Below are 15,395 nucleotides of genomic sequence, written 5' to 3'. Positions count from 1 at the left end.
CAGACATGCCGACCGGCACACCTCCATAGTGTCCGGCAGGTCCGCCGGCCGTCGTCCTCCCGCTCGGAGAGAACAAGGCCACCGGACTGCATGGGTTGGTTGCACTCGGGACAGGCTGGGGTGTCGGTGGTCATGCAGCGCACCTTAAGGACGCGACCGCTTCGTCCCGCTGCAACTTGGGCGGGTGCGTGACCTTGGGGTGGTGAGCATCTCACCTGCGGTGATGGTCCGCAGGTGTGTGTGGTTGTCCGCTGCTGTCTGTCGGCGATGTCACGTAGTTAGACACTCAGCGTGACATACCCGGACCTCTGGACCCCTGCCGCTGCGCTAGGCTCCGCGCCGGGGCGAGGAGAGGGGGTTTCGCAGGTGACGCCATTTCGCATGGGTGAGTGGACGGTCTACGTCCTCGTGTCCCTGGGGGTGCTGTGGGCGGCGACAGGCAGGTGGCGTGATTACCCGAACTCTGATGGTAGGACGGCCGAAGAGGTTGCCGTTGTGGCAGTGAGGCGGTCCCGAACGTTCAACCGTTTTGTCCTCGCCGTGCTCGTAGCTCTGCTCCTGACAACCATCGTGGTCGTCGTCAGTTACTGAGCCAGCAGACATCCGCTTTGTAAGATCAATTTGTCCCCGCTAGGGCCGCTGCCGTCGGCCCTCACGCGCATCCTGCGGCAGCACATCGAGGACGAACAGCTCCAGCCGGGTGATCTGCTCATCCAGGGCGAGTTCGGTGGCATCCTCGCCGGCTCCGTCATCCGCCGGGCGTGGCGCAGTGCGCGTAAGGCCGTATTGCCCCCGCACGTCTTTGAGTCACCCACCGGACGGCGTGTTTACGACAACCGCAACACGCGCCTGACGAAGTGGCTCAACGACGGCATCCCGCCCGCTCACGTGGCCGAGTGGGCCGGGAACAGCGTCGCCGTGCTGCTGGCGACTTACGCCCGGTGCATCGACGGGCAGCTGCCGGACCTGAAGCGGCGGCTGGAAGCTGCGGGTGACCTTCCGGAGGCGGAGGTGCCGGGCGCCGGCTGATCTTCGGCCGGTCGAGAACTTCGCCACGTATGCGACCCGGCCACCCGCGAGAACCCGGTGACAGCCGGACAGCCCCGGAGTCTGCCCTTGATCATCAAGAGGGCGTCCGGGGCTTCGTCGTACCCGCTGACAGCCGCTCTGACCAGCGAAAAGCCCTCCCGAGCGGGAGGGCGGATACTGGCGCCCCCGGCAGGACTCGAACCTGCGGCCAAGCGCTTAGAAGGCGCCTGGTGTGACGACCGGCGCACCCTTGATTACCTGCACCTCTTCTCGTGCCTGGCACTACGGTGCCTGGCCTTCGACACGGATTCGACAGCGCTTCGGTACCCGGGTGCTAGTCAGTCTCCGGCGAACCACACGTAACTGCCCGCGGTGGAGACGCACTCTTGCAAGACCGCGGCAAGATCATCCAATGCCGCGCGCTGCCGCTCGTCCGTGCACTGTTCCCTCAAACCGGGCACTTCGGCGAGGGCGGCTTCGGCCTCTTGCTCGTTCATCATCGTGTCCCCGTAGAGGTCGACAGCGGTGAGTCGACCAGGGACACCGAGATAGTGAAGCGCCCCCAAGGCGTCGGCCAACGCATCGGCGTTCCCGTGGCACCCGCGCAAGAACGTTGCGCGAGACTTCTTCCAGTTGCGAGCCGGCCGAGCAGAGTGCAGTTCCACATCGATCCCCACGCCCGTCATCATGCATCCCGCAATGAGGTTTTGCAGGGGGTGATCGATCAGCGGTTGATCGGAATCTCGTAGACGATCTCGCAGTGAGCGGCGGGCACCACGATGTCGGCCGTCTCCACGGGCCGTCCCTTGTCGCTGTAGTACGTCCGCCGGATGTGCGTGACGAGCGCGGCCTTCTGGATGCCCAGAAGTGACGCTTCCTCGGCGGTCGCCTGCCTCGGCTCAGGCTGCTCGACGGCGTGGCTGACGGTGACACCGATAGCGGCCATCCGGTTCACGACCCCCGCCCCGGCGTGCGGCCCTCCCTCCGGGAGGACGACGAGAGTGCCGGCGGTGAGGTCGTACGGCTCCCAACTCGTCTACAGCTGCACGGGCCTGCCGTCGGTCAGGAACTCGTATGTCGTCCGGACGCACAGGTCGCCCTCGGCGATGCCGAGCCGCGCCGCGATGTCCGCCGGAGCCGGCACCTTGGCCTCAGTCCGGCTCTCCCAGTCCCCTTGCCTGCCCACGGCCTTCATGTCCGCCCGGAACGGCGACCCGTCGGGCCGCTCACGCGCGGACGAACGGACCACCCGTACCCGCTGCCGGGGCTCGGCGACGTATGTGCCCGAACCGGCGCGGCCCTCCAGCACGCCCTGGGAGATCAGTAGCTCCTGAGCCCGGCGGACCACGTTCTCGCCAACCCCGTACTCCTGGCCGATCTGGGCGCGGGACGGCAGACGGTCCCCGGGCTCCCATACGTGCTCCGCGATCCGGCGCCGGAGTTCGTCGGCGATGCGGAGATAGGGCGGCTGCTCAGGCATATGGAAAATCTAGTCCACTAGCTCTAATCTAGTTAACTAGCTTCACTGAAAGTGATCGCCGGTTGTCGGAGGCTGCCCTGTGCCCGCTTCGGGATCCCGCGCGGCGGCCATCGCCGCCCGGCTGTCCGCCGCCGGGCTTCCCGCGCGCGTGGAGGAGTACGACCGCTACACGTCGGTCGAAGCGCAGATACCGGAAATGCCCTCCGCCGACTTATGGCGGGAGGCCCTGGAAGTGGTGGCCGAGGCCGATCGGTTCGGCCTCCACGCCACCAGCCAGAACGGCCGCACCCTCTGGGCGGTCGTACACAAAGCGGTCCCCGCGACGGGCGATGTCGGGGAACCGAGCCATCAGCGATAGGAGCTGAGCAGCGTGCTCAACCGTATCCGCCGTGCCGTCTCGCTCACCAGAGCGCGGTACGCCCCCAAGGGCAGGCACCGCCGCCCCTTAACGACCTTCCGACCGACGGTCGCCCCTGCCTGCCCGGTGTCCGCCGATGCGTCGAGGCGGCCACTGGTCCGAGTTTCCGACATCGCCAACCACCGACTCCCGCTCGCAGGGGAGGACAACGCACTCGTCCGCCCCTACGTGCTGGCCTGGGAGCAACGAGTACGGCCACGGGCGGTGGTCGTTGCTTCCCATCTGCCGGCTGATGCCTGGTCGACCCTGGCGGGGGCCCGCTGATGTCTCCACGCCAACAGCTCCGCGTCACCGACGCCTCGGCCGTCCCCTACCGGTCGTCCGCCTGCCGTATCGGCACACACCCGATCTGCACGGAGTCCTGTCCCGTCTCCGCGCCGACCGACCTGCCGGTTGTCTATGAGACGTGCGCGTGCCCGTGTCACTCGATCCCGGGCCACTCCAAGCCCAGAGAGGTGCAGCGGTGAGCGGCTGGGCACCGGGCGGCGCGCTGGTCTCCACGGTCGAGGTCACGGCGACCACCGTGCAGCGAGGCGACGTCATTCAACTGGGCGGCAGAGCGTGCCGGGTCATGGACCTCTTCCAACTCCCCCAAGGGGCCAAACGGCTTCTCTTCGAGTCGGGCGAGCTGCTGACCATACACACGCGAACCCGGCTCGCCGCCGTTCGCGTGCAGAGAAGGCGGTGACCCGGTCTGTGCCTCGACGCCATCACGACATCGCCGACGATCTCCGGCGCCAGATCACAACGGGCGCAGTCAAACCGGGTGAACGCCTGCCGTCTGAGGCAGACCTCGCCGACCGATACAAGGTCAGTACGGCCACACTGCGAAGTGCGCTCGCGGTCCTCCAGGGCGAAGGTCTTGTCGAGAAGATCCACGGGAAAGGCAACTTCGTCCGCCGCTGCCGCCGCAAGGTCGTGTACGTCGGAGGGTGGGGAACGCTGGACCCGTGGACCGCCGCTGAAGCGGCCATGCGCGTCACTGTTCGCACCGCCACCGTGCAGGCGGACGGCCATCTGACGTCCTTGCTGAGGGTGCCGACGGGCAGCCCTCTCGCTGAGTTCTGCTGCATCAGCCATGAGGGAGACTCACCGCACGGTCTGGCCCGCATCTACATCCCGCGCGACCTGGCACCGGCCGGCGTGCTGGGTGACGACTCCTCGTGGCGGGACACGGCCACGCGCTTCGCCGTCCTCGGCTCGGCACCGGCAACTGTCCGGGAAACGGTATGTGCTCGTCCACCGACACCGGACGAGGCATCCGCCCTCCGGATCGGCCCAACGGCGGCAGCCCTCGCGATCACACGGGTCGCGACCGACGCCACCGGTCGTGTCGTCGAGGCCGCGCTACTCGTGTTCCCCGGGGATCGCGTCGACGCGGTCTTCACCACCCACAACGTGACCGATGAGAAGGGAACCCAACGATGACGGCACCGAACGAACTGCGACTCCTCCCGTGGTCGGGGCCGGAGGGGAAGGCCTGTTACTTGGACACCGACGACAAGGCCGGCTACATGTCCCGCCTGGCGGACAACATCGAAGCGGTGCAACTGGGGACGGCCGCCGAGTTGCTGGAGCATGCCTCCGCCACCCTCGACGACCAGGACGCCGGCCCGGAAGACTTGCAACGGCTGGCGACGGAACTGACCAGGGCGTTGCGGGACGTGCTCCGCGTTGCAATCAGCCGCGGTCGCCTCCTGGCAGTGAGCGACCCTCATCGACCCTGAGGGGGTCGCTGCGTCGTCCCAGAGGCTGAGGCAGCTTCCTCTGCTGCGGCCTGCTGGGTGCGACGTGAGATGCCGCCGAACAAGAAGCCCGACGAAGCCCACGGTTCTGAACACCATGCCGTGGGCTTCTGTCATTGCTGGGCGGCCTCGGACGGCCCAGAGACGGCTCGACTGCCGCAGCGCCTCTCCGCTTTGCCGTCATTGGTCAATATCGAGCGACCTCGGACGGCCCAGGGACGGCCCAGCTCCCGCGGGCGGCCCGCCGGCCTCAACGCGAGGGGCGTCTCTTCGGGGGGACCGGGCCCGGGATTACATCCTTGCCAAGGTGTTCCTTGATCAGGTACTTGAGTTCCGGCCCTTCGATGAGCTGGAGTCGGCCGTGTTGGCGAGCAAAGTCGTGGCTTGCCCTGCCGAACCACGATGTGGTGATCAGGACCCCCTTGGCGGCACGTTTGTGCTCGACCACTCCGGCGAGCGCCTGGACGGACTCCACGCCCACGAGCTTGCTGTAGCGCTTAGCCTGAATGATGCACTCACCGTTGAAGACCGGGTCCTTGCTGACAGCCACCGCGTCAATGCCCTCGTCTTTGGACGCCTGGGTGTTCCAGGCCTCCATGCCGATCGCCTCGAACAGTTGGCGAATTAGGTGCTCGAACTCGGTGGGCGTTAGCTTCACCAGCACGGGCCTGCTGTCCAGGCCTGCGACTACGTCCATGCTGTCCATGAGCCGGTACTTCGACAGGTCGAACTCGACGATGGGGCGGATCGGTTCCAGATCGTAGGGGTTGGGAGACACCAGCGCGTTGAGTCCCCTGAGGCACTGCGCTGGATCAACCTGGCTGAGACGGAGCTTCCCGAACTGCTCCCTGCTGGCGCTGAGCGTCACCAGGCAGGGTGAGACCTCCTGACCGGTGGCCCGGTCGATGGTTCTCACATGCCCGTTGAGGATTACGCCATTGACGATCCGGTCCGGATCGCTCGTCAGGACCTCGTGGACTGTCCTCAGAGCGACTTGGGCCAGGACCGAGGCGTAGATCTCCTTGCGCTCCTTCTCCGGACGAGGCAGCACGGTCGTCTCGTCTCGGTTCTTCACGTACCGATAGCCCCGCGCGGTAGGAACAATCGACTCAGGCGGCAAGTGGATTTCAACGAGTACGTCACCTGTGGCAGGTCGAAAGGCGATCCGATGCTCGTGGGGGAAGCCCAATGGATACTCCGACGCATCCAGAACAGCCCCTAGATGAGCCTCAACCGCCGCGGGCTCCCCAGCCCTGTACGCCTCACGCTCCTCGTCCAACTTCCCGTTGAAAGTTGCCACCTCGTCAAGGGCCTGCGCTTCGGCCTGGCGATGCTCGGCACGCCTCCGCTCCAGCGTTGCCAGCCGCTTCTCCTCAGCTCGCCTGTGGCGCTCTTGCGCCTCGCCGAACCGCACACGCGCCTCGGCAACCTCAGCTTCATAGCGCCTCCTGCCAAGACCCAGGACGGCAGCCAGACCGCCGGGCTCCGGTGGCGCGAACTCCTCCCAGCGCGGCGAAGGCTCCGGACGAGACCAAGGACGCTCGTCTAACTTCCTCGGTGTGTGAGTCCTCCGCCGGCGCTCAAAGGTCGTAGGCGGATCGCCCACCAACGCGTTACGGAGCAACTGCCCAAGCTGCTCGACTTCGTGCTCGACCCCGATCGTGCGCACCTGCGCCTGCTCAGCCTGCTGCTCCTGATACGCGGCCTTCCGCTCGCGTTCCTGCCGCTTGCTGGCCGTCTCAGCGGCCTTGCGTTCCCGTTCCGCTCGTCGTGCCCGTTGCTCCTGGGCACGTCGTAACGCCTGCTGCTGCCGCTGATGGTCGTTGCCTCGGCCACTGCCCCGTTGCGCCACCTGTCCATCCCTCCCCTGGCCTTACTCCGCCACAGGGCTGCATTCCCCTTCCAACTCGCAGAATCACGCAGGGCAGAGACGTTGCCTCAGCCGGACGGCACGGTGCATCGTGGAGTCAAGTCGTCTGTGCCTCAACCGACGACAGCCAGCCACGATGGCGGGTTTGCCAACCGACCAGGCGCGCGTATGCCTCGCCGCACTCCCACTGGCCTCAGCTGCGCTGTCGAGGTGTCGTTGACCAGAGGAAGCAAGTTTGGCCGACCCATGAGCACACCGCCTGAGCCATCAGCTGAGGTCACCCGGCAGGCCAGAGACGGTGGCGGACGCCGGTGAACGATGGCGGCCGTCAGCGCGTCGGCAAATAATAGGACAAAAGTGAATGACGCCTCGCAGTACGGGGCCCTCGGGCGGGAGCAGTGCCTCGCGTCGAGGCTCACCGTCGTAGGCGCCGGCATCCGGCACGTTCGCAACTAAACAGAATATACGTTCGAATTCTGCACTGTATCTGCACACTTCCCATTGAACACATTCACGCTTATGGTGAGGTTCAGGGTGGCTACGTGTAGGGGGGCGTCATGAAGCTAACGGTGCATCTTGCGCGCGAGAATGTCGCGGACTTCTCCGAACTCATCAGGCCCGTTTACATCGAGAGTCTCGGACTTGAGAAACTGGACCCTGCTGCTTCTCTGGGGTTCCCGGCGCAGGCTTATATTCAGCAGGACAAGCCAACCCAGCCTAAATGGCTCAGCTTTCTGAAGCCTCACTTTAACGTCTCCGAAATCTGGAACACTTCGACATCTTTCGTCTTGTTGGTGAAGGTTTCCGGACGAATTTTCGCCCTGACGTTCGGCATGTCAGGTTACAACGCGCTCGACCCTGCGAAGCTTGAAAAAGGCTTCGGCTTGCGAGTGTCAGCTAACTCGGTGGACGAGAATGACCTAGTAACGGTGGACACGCGTAATCTTGACGCAGTCACCCGTCAGCAGCGTACTCACCTAAGCGCCGGGAGTCGGATCTCAGAATTCTCCATTCCTTTGGAGCAAGATTGGGTACGCAGAATTCAAGGCAAGACCGGCAAGCTCTCCCATATCAGTAGCCTGGCCGGTGCAGACTCGCTTCAAATCAATATTTCAGCCCCCTTGAAGCGGCTGCCTGCGGTTCTCGCCGAACTCTTGGAACGATACAAGGCCACGGACTACAAGCGCGGGTTCCCGTTTTTGGACTACTTCCAACCTCTCAGTGAGGGTTCCGAAGTTGTTTCCGCCCTCGATGAGACGCTGCTCGACTGGATGAAGGAGCGGAGGGATGGAAAAATTTCACTCGCGATGCCTCAGATCATCGACGATGAGCAAGTAAATCACTTCGAGATTTCTGCCCGCAGGAGAGTGGTCGAGCTTGACGAAGTCACCTTGGGTGGCGTGTATAGGTTCTTGGATGAGTTTTATGGGGGAGACGACCCTCTAGGTGAAATTAAGGTTGTGCCCGTCTCGGACTCTGGTCAGGCGGCAGGGAAGAAGCGTACATTACGTGATTGGGTCGTCTGCGAGTTGGAGTATTCAGGTAAGACGTATGTGCTGTCCCTCGGGGATTGGTACGAGGTGAACAGAGATTACGTCGCATCGGTTAACGAGGCCATTCGTGCGATCCCTGATCTGACGCGCGATTTTGACTTCGACGAGTGGGACCCTAAGGAGAAGGAAGGTGAATACAATGAGCGAGTTGCCAAGAAGCATGGTTGGGTCCTGCTCGACAAGGACAACTATTACATCGGCGGACCCTCGCAGAAGATCGAGATTTGCGATCTTCTAACCAAAGATATGCATCTGATTTGCGTGAAGCAGCAGTCAAGCTCGGCCACCCTCTCCCACTTGTTCAGTCAAGGCAGCGTTTCGGCGGAGCTTTACAGAGGTGAGCCGGACTACAAGGCTCGCATCTACCGCGATGCCTCGGAGTACTGGAATGAGGCTATTGAGGAGCCGAGTGACGGCCCTGTGATCGTTTATGCGATAGCCAACGACCGCGCGGGGGATCTCGCCGACAATTTGTTCTTCTTCAGTAAGATAAGCCTACTTTTCAATGCGCGCATAGTGCAGCGACTTGGTCTCGGCGTGGCTTTGGCGCGCATTCCGATGCCTGAAGGATCACTGCGACGTAAGAAGAGGAACCCCCGTAAGAAGCAAGCGTCACGATCAGGCTAGCGTAGCGGCGGGAACGGAAAGCACTTGCCGAACGCCGCCGACATCCGCTGCCCGCGCAGCAGCCGCCGATGAGTAGTGCAGCCAGCCCGCCAGGATCCAGTTTGCCCTCCCCTGTGAAGCGTTTCATGCTTGTCTTTTCTGATCAGGCCTCCGTCTTCACAGCTTCATACCGCAGCCGTAAGTAGCTTGTGCAGCAGGTGCACGCTCTGCAGAGCGCAACTGATCACCGGCGGCCGTGACCTGCGGCCGCCTAACTGATCAAAGTCCTGACCTGCTGCCGAGTTGCCGGCTCCTGTCGACGTCGGTCACCGTCGAGCGCCTTGCCGAGGACGGTTCGGGCGGATGCTCACACGCTGGTCTACTGATCACCGGTCCCGCTCACCGGCGAGAATGACGAAGCCCATGGCTCTGAACAGCGCAGACGCCATGGGCTTCTGTCGTTGTCGGTCGGCGTCGGGTGACCTCGGACGGCCCGGAGACGGCCCGTGCCTCGCGCTGGAGCGGCCAGCATCCTCGTCGCGGAGCAACTCGGTTGGGCTGCACAGCCACAACTCAGCCGGACACGACGCAACCACTCACCATATTGCTACATGGATGGCATGATGTTTCTTTGTGATTGGAAGCATCAGGCGACAGTTGAGCGTCAGACGTTCTAAGCCCAATGAAGGCCTCGTAAGTAGACTAGAGGGGAGCCTTGCATGCCTGAGGCTCCCCCCTGCGCCGCGTAAGATGCGCGCCCTTTTACGTGCTCGCTTGTATCGCGGCGCAAGGGTTCCCATCATCGGCCTGTTGTGTTCCTTCCTAGCTATCATATGGGTCGACGGTATGGTCACAAACTTCATCAAGGGGGATGCTCAGCGAATATATCTAGGATTCAGCAGGCCGACTGTTGACGGATGGCATCTAATTGAGAGCGGTCACTTTCGGAGTATTAATGAGACGCTTACCTCGCCAACCGTGAAAGCTGTCTTTGGCGCTGCTGTTTGGACGGCGTTTCAGTGGCTGCCCCCTTTTCTAGCTTTCAGCACTGCCCTGGGGCAGCGATGGTCCCTCTCTCGAAAGACTCGCATATGGCAGCGCTATGGTGCTTTGGATAACGTTGCACGAGGAGTGACGGCATGTGCTGACGTGATGAGGGCCAGTCCCGCTAAGCGACCCAGCGCCCTACGTCATCTGGCCAAGCAGATTTCGCATGTGGAGGACGGGATCCTTACCCTTCACCGTCACAGCCATCAGCTTCCCGTTCGGTCGCACCGAAGGCGCGAATTGAAGAAGCATGCACAACTAGTAGTCTCGCAATTGCGCAAGGCGGAATCACGAGTTGATGTCGAGGGGGATGCGGCGCTGACTCCACTGGCTTCCCTGTTGATGAAGATCGGCACACGCTCCATGGAGGGTAAGATTGGAGCCCTTCTCGATAAAGAAGATTTCGAAGCGGATCTGAATCCTGTGCGGGATTGGGAACCATTGAGACTCGCATTGGCGGCCGTCTTAATTGCTGGTTGCGCTGTCGGTGTCAGCCTTCTTTCTTTGCCGGAAGATGTAACTCCATACGTAATTGGTGGTTGTGGTGTCGCCATCCTCGCTCTCCTTTATGGCCGCCGTGCCCATAATCTTCTCGGCTTGATTGATGCGATTCGCGGTGCATAAACCGAGATGCTGTAGCAGTCGAAAACCTCAGGTCGGTGGAACGGCTTTGGGCTGGAGCTGATTTGGCGCGAGTGATCATGGCCCATTACGCTAGCCAGCGGATCGGGCAGGTTTGCGATCCTGCCCGTTAGTGCCCGATCTTGGGCCATGATCTTCGAGGCTCGCGCCAAATTGGCTGCCTAAAGCCGTGGAGCCGACCGCCCCAGCCACGGAGAGGGTCCCTACCTCAGCCGGCATGCACGCAGCGCGCCGCCGGGCGCGGCCAGCCGGGGCGAAGACAGGAGGCAGGCCGCGCCGCAGAGGCGGCGCGCGCCCGCGCTGTGCGCGGGCCTTGATGAAGGAGAGAAGGTTTTATCCCGCTGGAATCAGGTGCTTGCCGTCGTGGCTGCGTACGTGAGGGCCGTTGCCGTCCAAGGCATCCAGGAGCCTGACCGCGAAGACCTCGGACATGCGCTCGCTGACCTCGTCGGGCGTGAGCCAGGAAACCGCGGTTGACTCGCTCGACGTGCGCTCGGTACCGCCGGAGGGCTTGCACCGGAAGACCAGGGCCACGATGCCGCGGGTGAGGTTCTTGTAGACGCCGGTCAGTTCGTCCACCTCGACGTGGATGCCCGTCTCCTCCAGGACCTCGCGGGCCACGCCGGCCTCGGGGGTCTCGTTGAGTTCGAGGATGCCGCCGGGGAGTTCCCAGGTGCCGTTGTCGGCTCGGCGGATTGCCAGGAGGCGGCCGTCCTCGCGCACCACCACTCCGGCCACGGATACGGAGTGCAGGGGAGACGGCGTCGCTTCCTGTGCTTGACTCATGTAGAGGAGCATAGGAGGCAGAGAAGGACTATGGGAACTGCGGCGGGAGGGGTCGGGTCCGGACCTCGGTACGTGCAGATCGCGGACGAGATCGTGCAACAGATCCGGGCGGGGGTCCTCAAGCCTGGCGACATGGTGCCGAGTGAGTCTGAGCTGGTGGAGCGCTACGGCGTGTCCGGCGGCACGATCCGTAAGGCCATGGTCGAGGTGCGGGCGAGCGGGCTCGTAGAAACCCGGCATGGCAAGGGCTCGATCGTGAAGAACCGGCCTCCGGTGCGGCACCGCTCCTCTGATCGCTTCCGGCGTTCGCTCCGGCAGGGAGGACAGGCGGCCTATCTTGCGGAGTCCGCCCAGTCCGGCGCCACGGCCAAGGTCAGCGTTCTCTACATCGGACCCATGGAGGCGCCAGAGGATGCGGCCCAGCGGCTGGGCGTTCCGACCGGTACGCAGGTGCTGGCTCGTCGGCGTCTCTACTTCCGTAACGGCACACCGGTCGAGACCGCGACGTCGTATCTGCCCTGGGACGTCGTGAAGGACATCCCGGAGCTGTTCGCCGAGAACCCCGGCGGAGGTGGCATCTACGCCCGACTCGAAGACCACGGACATGAGTTCGCGGAGTTCGTCGAGACGCTGCAAGCGCGGCCGGCCTCCAAGGCGGAAGCCTCGGAGCTGGCGCTGAGCCCGGGGGCGCCCGTGGTTCATCTGATCCGTGAGGCTCGTACGACCGCGGGTCTCGTGGCCGAGGTGTGCGACACCCTTATGGCCGCTGACCAGTTCGTTTTCGAGTATCGGATCCCTGCCGTCGACTGACGCGCACTCAACTCTCGGCAGCCCGTCACGAGTTCTTCTTCGTGGCGGGTTGACTCATGTACAGGAGTCGGCACTCTTCTTCCTGTCACTCATGTACATGAGTGGCTGAGTCCAGCATCTATAGAGGAGTGCCCTCCGTGCGTCAGATTCCCGTTGACACCTCCGGTGCCGTCGTGATGGTTGCCAAGTCCCCGCAGGTCAAGGTCCGTGACCGCCGTACCGGTGAGATCGCCACCGACGCCGAGACCGGGGCCAAGCTGATGACGGTCGATGTGATGTTCGCGGCGAACGAGGAGGTAGAGATCCTCTCCATCACCGTCCCGGAGCCCGGCATCACCGGCGAGCTGGCCATGGGCACGCCGGTCGCGCTCACCGGCCTGATCGCCCGGCCCTGGGAGAACGACTTCAACGGCCAGAAGCGGCACGGCATCGCGTTCCGCGCCGTCGCGGTCACTTCGCTCGCCGATGCCGCCGCAAGGCCCAAGGCGGCCTGATCATGACCGCCTTAACGGTCGCTCTGATGCTGGTCGCCGCCGCCGTAGGTGTTCTGCGGTGGCGGCGCCCCGCCTGGTACTGGTTGACCTTCGGGGTCACGCTGGCCGTGGTGCGGGTTCTGGTCCGGTACGGCTCCGTCATGGACGCGTGCGGGCTGACCGTTCCGCCCGCGCGGTGGCGGCTCGCCCTCGCCCGTGCCACCAACCGGCCGATACCGGGGCCACGCGCCCCGCGCATTCTGCGGCTGCGGCCGACGCGTACCGGCCTGGTCCTGCGGCTCAAGCTGCGGCCTGGGCAGGACGCCTTCGACGTCGCCGCCGCCTCGGACCGGCTCCGGCATTCCTTCTCGATGTACGGCGTGACCTCGCGGGAGCTGCGCTCCGGCGTCGTAGAGGTGCGGATGACCGGCTACGACGTGCTCAAGCGGGTGCAGATGCCGGCCAAGACCGACACCCGGCCGATGCGGGTACCGGTCGCCCTGCGGCAGGACGGCTCGGTGCACTACCGCGACTACCGGGCGATACCCCACGCCCTCACCCTCGGGGCCACGGAGTCCGGCAAGTCCGTCTACCAGCGCAACCTGGTCGCCGGGCTCGCCCCGATGGACGTCGCCCTCGTCGGCATCGACTGCAAGCAGGGGGTTGAACTGTTCCCACTGGCCCGCCGGTTCTCCGCGCTGGCCGATGACCCCGACACCGCCGCCGACGTGCTGGACGCGCTCGTGGTCCGGATGGAGCGCATCTATCAGGTCATCAGGGCTCAGCAGCGCCTCGCCGCCGACGTGCCGGACGCGGAGATCGCCGCCGACATCTGGGACCTGCCGTCCGATCTGCGCCCGACCCCGGTCGTGGTCCTGGTCGACGAGGTTGCCGAACTCGCTCTGTACTCCAACAAGGAGGAGGAGAAGCGCCGGGACCGCATCATCACCGCCCTGGTCCGCCTCGCCCAGCTCGGCCGAGCGGCCGGTATCTACCTCGAAATCTGTGGGCAGCGCTTCGGCTCCGAACTCGGCAAGGGCATCACCATGCTCCGCGCCCAGCTCACCGGCCGTACCGCGCACCGTGTCAACGACGAGACCTCCGCCAACATGGCCTTCGGCGACATCGCCCCGGACGCCGTCGTCGCCGCCATTCAGATCCCGGCGGAGATGCGGGGGCTCGCCATCGCGGGCGATTCGTCCGGAGGCTGGCACCGCATCCGCGCTCCGCACACCTCGCTCCGTCAAGCCGTGAACATCTGCAACCGGCATGCCGACCGGACGCCGGATCTGCCCGAGCTGGCTCCGTTCCGGCCCGCTCTCTCCGGCTCGGCCGACGCTCCCTTGCTGGCGGCCAAGCCTTCCCCGGCTACCGCCTGACTTCTCGGATTCCCACCGGTCGGCGCGACCGCTCTCGCGCCAAGTTCCTACCCCACCATGCCCAAGAAAGGAGATCTCGCTGTGTGCCCGAACTGCGAGGACTTCGCCCGGACCGTGCTCCTGCTCGGCCAACTCGCCCTCTACGCCGACACGACCGGCGCCGACCTCGATTTCGTGGAAGCCGTCAGTCCCTCCCTCGCCGTCTCCCTGCCGGAGCCGCCGCCCGGCGTGTTCCCGGACGGCTACGACCCCGACGGCGGCCCCGCCTACCCGGGTGACTCCTGATGGGTGCTCGTCACGGCCTCCGCGTCGACGCGGTCCTGGTGCAGGCCGTCATCGCCGGCGCCCTGTCCTTCGCGCATCTGCACGACCTGGCCTCCGCCGCCGGACAGAACGGGTGGAAGGCATGGGCCTACCCGGTCAGCGTCGATCTCCTCCTGGTGGCTGCCTGGCGGCGCCTGCGCAGTGAGGGCCCGTCCCGGCTGGCCTGGTGCTGGTTCCTGGTCGCACTCTGCGCCTCGCTCGGTGCCAATGTCGCCACCGCCGGGTTCCTCGACCTGACCGACCCGCCCGCCTTGCTCCGCCTCGGCATCGCCGGATGGCCTGCTCTTGCCTTCCTCGGCGGCACGCTCCTCGCTCACTCGTCGGCTGCGGAGTCGGAGCCGCTTCCGCCGGCACCCGTCGCGGAGGCCGAGGGCGCGGAGCCGCCGGCTCAGCAGCCGGTACCGGACGCCGAAGCCGCTTCGGCCACAGACGCCGTACCCGAGCCTGACGCGGCCCCGTCCCCTTCGGACCAAGCTCCCGCCCCGGCCTCCGCTCCGCAGGTCCCCGCCGTCCTCGTCGACCACGCCCGCAAAGTCGCCGACGAGTACCGCGCCCGTACCGGGGCCCCGATCGACCCCGACACCCTGCGCTCCCGCCTTGGCGTTCCGCCCCACCTCGCCGACGCCATCGCCGCCCACCTCGCCTGATCGGCGAGAGGAAGACCAGTGATCCGTGACCCGGGCGACCTGACCGCCTCCGACTACCTCGACGGCGCCCGTGAGACGGCCGCCGCCAACCGGCCCTTCCTCGCCCACCTGCTCGCCGAGGAAGCCGCCCGCCTCACCGCCGACCCGGCCACCGCCGCCGACATCCGTGCTGGCTTCCCCGCCCCGACCACGACCCGAGAGGAGACCGACTGACATGCCCGCCCGCGACCACTTCCACTCCGTGATGCGCATCGGCCCCGTGCAGATCGGCACGCACCGCGACCGCAACGGCCAGACCAAGCACGCCGCCGTGTGCAGCTCCGACGGCTGCGGCTGGTCCGCCGACTACTCCAGCCAGTCCGCGGCCCAGCTCGCCGCCCGCACCCACCGCTGCCGCGTCCGCTAGGAGACATCCGCCATGCAGGTCCCGCTCTGGCTCGCGCTGCTCGTCGTCGGCTACCTCGGCGTCAAACTCATCCGCCCGCCCGCCTGGCTCATCGCCGTGCTCCTACTCGGCGGCTTCCTCCTCGCCGACAGCGTCCTCGCCCCGGCCATCAACGCCCTCGTCAAGTAACCAGCCCGCGAG

The 15,395-nt window shown here is 65.3% G+C and carries 19 protein-coding genes, 1 tRNA gene and 1 pseudogene; 16 read left to right on the top strand and 5 right to left on the bottom strand.

Translation table 11 applies throughout. From position 1 onward, the window contains the following. Positions 1–381 precede the first annotated feature (381 nt). A complete protein-coding gene (locus ABZV94_RS15560; RefSeq protein WP_356340760.1) occupies positions 382–591 on the top strand; it encodes a hypothetical protein in 210 nt (69 codons plus the stop codon). A gap of 30 nt (positions 592–621) precedes the next feature. Continuing rightward, positions 622–1,029 (top strand): hypothetical protein, encoded by a 408-nt coding sequence (locus tag ABZV94_RS15555; protein WP_356340758.1) that lies wholly within the window; start codon positions 622–624, stop codon positions 1,027–1,029. A 178-nt stretch (positions 1,030–1,207) separates the two neighbouring features. Here the strand turns inward: ABZV94_RS15555 and ABZV94_RS15550 are convergent. From ABZV94_RS15550 to ABZV94_RS15540, 3 genes and pseudogenes are all read right to left on the bottom strand, one after another. Next, a tRNA-Arg gene (locus tag ABZV94_RS15550) sits at positions 1,208–1,279 on the bottom strand. Positions 1,280–1,367: 88 nt separating this feature from the next. Continuing rightward, entirely contained in the window at positions 1,368–1,715 is a 348-nt protein-coding gene (locus ABZV94_RS15545) for a hypothetical protein (protein ID WP_356340783.1), read from the bottom strand. 38 nt (positions 1,716–1,753) lie between these two features. Continuing rightward, positions 1,754–2,509, bottom strand: a pseudogene (locus ABZV94_RS15540) (GntR family transcriptional regulator). Positions 2,510–2,588: 79 nt separating this feature from the next. Between ABZV94_RS15540 and ABZV94_RS15535 the strand changes: the two are divergent. From ABZV94_RS15535 to ABZV94_RS15520, 4 genes are all read left to right on the top strand, one after another. Continuing rightward, the gene (locus ABZV94_RS15535; RefSeq protein WP_356340757.1) at positions 2,589–2,867 is read left to right on the top strand and encodes a hypothetical protein; all 279 of its coding nucleotides are present in this window, start codon (positions 2,589–2,591) and stop codon (positions 2,865–2,867) included. 523 nt (positions 2,868–3,390) lie between these two features. Continuing rightward, positions 3,391–3,615, top strand: a complete 225-nt coding sequence (locus tag ABZV94_RS15530; protein WP_171156168.1) for a hypothetical protein — start codon at positions 3,391–3,393, stop codon at positions 3,613–3,615. Then, complete coding sequence (locus ABZV94_RS15525) at positions 3,612–4,355, top strand: GntR family transcriptional regulator (RefSeq protein ID WP_356340755.1); 744 nt, start codon at positions 3,612–3,614, stop codon at positions 4,353–4,355. Before ABZV94_RS15530 ends, ABZV94_RS15525 begins: the two co-directional genes overlap by 4 nt. Next, positions 4,352–4,654, top strand: coding sequence for a hypothetical protein (locus ABZV94_RS15520; protein WP_356340754.1), 303 nt, complete (start codon positions 4,352–4,354; stop codon positions 4,652–4,654). Before ABZV94_RS15525 ends, ABZV94_RS15520 begins: the two co-directional genes overlap by 4 nt. Positions 4,655–4,922: 268 nt before the next feature. Here the strand turns inward: ABZV94_RS15520 and ABZV94_RS15515 are convergent, their stop codons facing one another. Continuing rightward, entirely contained in the window at positions 4,923–6,524 is a 1,602-nt protein-coding gene (locus tag ABZV94_RS15515; protein ID WP_356340752.1) for a restriction endonuclease, read from the bottom strand. Positions 6,525–7,099: 575 nt separating this feature from the next. On the opposite strand from ABZV94_RS15515, the gene ABZV94_RS15510 reads away from it, so the two are divergent. After that, positions 7,100–8,722, top strand: coding sequence for a DUF6119 family protein (locus ABZV94_RS15510; protein ID WP_356340751.1), 1,623 nt, complete (start codon positions 7,100–7,102; stop codon positions 8,720–8,722). Positions 8,723–9,988: 1,266 nt separating this feature from the next. After that, the gene (locus tag ABZV94_RS15505; protein WP_356340750.1) at positions 9,989–10,372 is read left to right on the top strand and encodes a hypothetical protein; all 384 of its coding nucleotides are present in this window, start codon (positions 9,989–9,991) and stop codon (positions 10,370–10,372) included. A 351-nt stretch (positions 10,373–10,723) separates the two neighbouring features. Here ABZV94_RS15505 and ABZV94_RS15500 read toward each other — a convergent pair whose 3' ends face one another. Next, entirely contained in the window at positions 10,724–11,188 is a 465-nt protein-coding gene (locus ABZV94_RS15500; RefSeq protein WP_356340748.1) for an NUDIX domain-containing protein, read from the bottom strand. An 18-nt stretch (positions 11,189–11,206) separates the two neighbouring features. Between ABZV94_RS15500 and ABZV94_RS15495 the strand changes: the two genes are divergently transcribed. The 8 genes from ABZV94_RS15495 (at position 11,207) to ABZV94_RS15460 (ending at position 15,383) form a co-directional block, all read left to right on the top strand. Continuing rightward, a complete protein-coding gene (locus ABZV94_RS15495) occupies positions 11,207–11,986 on the top strand; it encodes a GntR family transcriptional regulator (protein ID WP_356340747.1) in 780 nt (259 codons plus the stop codon). A gap of 137 nt (positions 11,987–12,123) precedes the next feature. Further along, positions 12,124–12,480, top strand: coding sequence for a hypothetical protein (locus ABZV94_RS15490; protein ID WP_171156182.1), 357 nt, complete (start codon positions 12,124–12,126; stop codon positions 12,478–12,480). A gap of 2 nt (positions 12,481–12,482) precedes the next feature. Beyond that, positions 12,483–13,838 carry an FtsK/SpoIIIE domain-containing protein gene (locus ABZV94_RS15485; protein ID WP_356340746.1) on the top strand — a complete coding sequence of 452 codons (1,356 nt, stop codon included), beginning with the start codon at positions 12,483–12,485 and terminating at the stop codon, positions 13,836–13,838. A gap of 81 nt (positions 13,839–13,919) precedes the next feature. Then, positions 13,920–14,123 carry a hypothetical protein gene (locus ABZV94_RS15480; protein WP_171156186.1) on the top strand — a complete coding sequence of 68 codons (204 nt, stop codon included), beginning with the start codon at positions 13,920–13,922 and terminating at the stop codon, positions 14,121–14,123. Next, positions 14,123–14,809, top strand: a complete 687-nt coding sequence (locus tag ABZV94_RS15475; RefSeq protein WP_171156188.1) for a DUF2637 domain-containing protein — start codon at positions 14,123–14,125, stop codon at positions 14,807–14,809. The genes ABZV94_RS15480 and ABZV94_RS15475 overlap by 1 nt, the downstream gene beginning before the upstream one ends. An 18-nt stretch (positions 14,810–14,827) precedes the next feature. After that, positions 14,828–15,022, top strand: coding sequence for a hypothetical protein (locus tag ABZV94_RS15470; protein ID WP_356340744.1), 195 nt, complete (start codon positions 14,828–14,830; stop codon positions 15,020–15,022). Between the two features lies 1 nt (position 15,023). Beyond that, the gene (locus tag ABZV94_RS15465; RefSeq protein WP_356340743.1) at positions 15,024–15,215 is read left to right on the top strand and encodes a mobile element transfer protein; all 192 of its coding nucleotides are present in this window, start codon (positions 15,024–15,026) and stop codon (positions 15,213–15,215) included. Positions 15,216–15,227: 12 nt separating this feature from the next. Beyond that, complete coding sequence (locus ABZV94_RS15460) at positions 15,228–15,383, top strand: hypothetical protein (RefSeq protein WP_101417603.1); 156 nt, start codon at positions 15,228–15,230, stop codon at positions 15,381–15,383. The last annotated feature ends 12 nt before the right edge of the window (positions 15,384–15,395 follow it).

Source organism: Streptomyces sp. NPDC004658 (genome assembly GCF_040609555.1).
Lineage (GTDB): Bacteria > Actinomycetota > Actinomycetes > Streptomycetales > Streptomycetaceae > Streptomyces.
The sequence above is the reverse complement of the archived record's forward strand: the minus strand, read 5'-3'. Positions and strand labels throughout refer to the sequence as shown.